Raw genomic sequence first — 2,282 nt, 5'->3', positions numbered from 1 at the left:
TGTCGCGCGCCGTGGAAAACTGCCCCCTCTGCGTCACGAGGAATTGCCCCTCCTCGAATAGCTGAGGAGAGAGTGAATGAAGCGGGAACGAATCACTGAAGGCTCGCCGTGGAATGATCCACGGGGGCAGGTGATGAAGACGCCGGATGACGTGGCGGAGATGATGCGCCTGAGGGCGTGCGGATGGGGTGTGAAGCGGATTGCGCGGCAGCTGGGCTGCAGCCATCACACTGTGAAAGACTACGTTGCGGCGGGCGGTGTGAAGCCGTTCAAGTCGCCTGAGCGGAAGAAGCAGCTCGACGGCCTTGAGGGCTGGCTGCGCGAGAGGCTCATTCGGCATCGCGGCAATGCCGATGTGGTGCGCCAAGACCTGTTGGCCGAGAAAGGCGTGGCAGTCAGCCGGCGGACGCTGCAACGCGCCGTGCAGCCCTATCGCCAGGCGCTGAAGGCGGAGGCGCTGGCGACGACGCGGTTTGAGACGCCACCGGGTCGGCAGCTGCAGATCGACTTCGGGGAGCGCCTGGTCGAGATCGGAGGGGCGAAAGTCAAGGCATTCGTGTTCGTGGCGACGCTCGGGCACTCGCGACGGCTCCATGTGCGTGCGTTCCGGGCCGAGAGGCAGGAGCATTGGTTCGCCGGGCTCGAGAGCACATTCACGACCTTCAGCGGTGTGCCGGAGGAAGTGCTGATGGACAATCCACGCGCGCTTGTCGTGCGCCACGACGCGGTGAGCCGGTCGGTTCAGTTCAACGACAAGCTTATAGCCTTCGCAAAGCATTGGGGCTTCCGTCCTCGCGCCTGCGCGCCATATCGGGCGCGCACGAAGGGCAAGACGGAGAACGGCGTCGGCTACGTGAAGAAGAATGCGATCGCCGGTCATTCCTTCTCAAGTTGGGAAGCATTCGAGGCGCATCTCGACAGATGGGAGCGTGAGGTTGCGAACGTTCGTATCCACGGCACGACCGGCGAGGCGCCGATCATCCGCTTCGCGCGTGAGGAGATACATCGGTTGAAGCCGCTCGGGGGGCAGCCGTCGTTCGGATCGTTGCGTGAACTGACCCGCGTCGTCGGCAATGATTGCGCCGTCGAAATCGACACGAACAGCTACTCGGTGCCCTGGCGCCTTATTGGCGAGCGCGTGGCGGTAACGATCGCGGCCGGCGAAGTCCGGATCCGCCATGGATTGCACCAGGTAGCAGTGCACAAGCAGTCCGAGGGACGCCGGCTGCGGATCGTCGACGCCGCCCATCTCGATGGTGTCGCTGGGCGCAATGGCGCGGTCCGCCAGGAGATCGCGGCAGTGCTGGATCCGTCTCCACCGCCGTCGTTGTTACGCTCTCTTGCCGAATACGAAGCTGTGGTCGGAGGAGGCTTCTGATGGCGTGGGGAAAGAAGATAATGGAAGAAACGATCGATCCGCTCGATGCCATGCTGGCGCGATTGCAGCTCTCCTGCATCCGCGATCAGCTCGACAGCCTGCTCGACGAGGCGGCGCGCGCGAACCTGTCGGCGCGTGAGACGCTGATCCTGCTGTGCGAGCGCGAGATCGCACGCAAGGATCATCGCCGCATCGAGATGGCGCTGAAGCTCGCACACTTCCCAGCCGTCAAGGAACTGGCGGGCTTCGACTTCGAGGCGCAGCCGTCGATCGATCCCAAACAGATCCGTGACCTTGCCGCGTCACGTTGGATCGCCAACGGAGAGAACGTGCTGTTGCTCGGGCCACCCGGAGTCGGCAAGACGCACTTGTCGATCTCGCTGGGGCGAGAGGCGATCCTGGCCGGGTACACGGTGCAGTTCACCACGGCGACGACGCTGGTCGCAGGCCTTGCCAAGGCCCATGGCGAACGGCGTCTGGACGAGAAACTGCTCGCGCTATCGAAGCCAAAGCTGCTGATCGTCGACGAGCTCGGCTACCTGCCGCTGGAACCTGACGCGGCACATCTGTTCTTCCAACTGGTCAGCCGGCGCTACGAAACTGGCGCCATGCTGATCACCTCGAACCGCAGCGTTGCCGAATGGGGCACCGTGTTCGCTGATCCCGTGGTCGCCACCGCGATCCTCGACCGGCTCTTGCACCACAGCCACGTGCTGACGATCCGCGGCGACAGCTACCGGCTCCGAGCCAAGCGCAAGAGCGGCCTCATCAAGACGCCGACCGCCGGTGACGGCCCTCCGGTCGGCTCCGCCTCCCTCCGGCCCGTCACCGGCGGAAACAACCTTCAACCGAAATCATAATCCCGATGGTGGGGGGCAGTTCTTCATGACGCAAAGGGGGCAGT

General features: G+C 64.1%; 2 protein-coding genes. Both read left to right on the top strand.

Annotated elements, in window-relative coordinates; all coding sequences use genetic code 11:
* The first annotated feature begins 76 nt into the window (after window positions 1-76).
* Entirely contained in the window at window positions 77-1,378 is a 1,302-nt protein-coding gene (gene istA, locus AC0L3A_RS40475; protein ID WP_247337632.1) for an IS21 family transposase, read from the top strand.
* A gap of 20 nt (window positions 1,379-1,398) precedes the next feature.
* Window positions 1,399-2,238 carry an IS21-like element helper ATPase IstB gene (gene istB, locus AC0L3A_RS40470; protein WP_247337631.1) on the top strand — a complete coding sequence of 280 codons (840 nt, stop codon included), beginning with the start codon at window positions 1,399-1,401 and terminating at the stop codon, window positions 2,236-2,238.
* Window positions 2,239-2,282 lie beyond the last annotated feature (44 nt).

The sequence above is a fragment of the Bradyrhizobium sp. MI1.3 genome (assembly GCF_055811695.1).
This window is presented reverse-complemented; position numbering and strand designations above follow the sequence as displayed.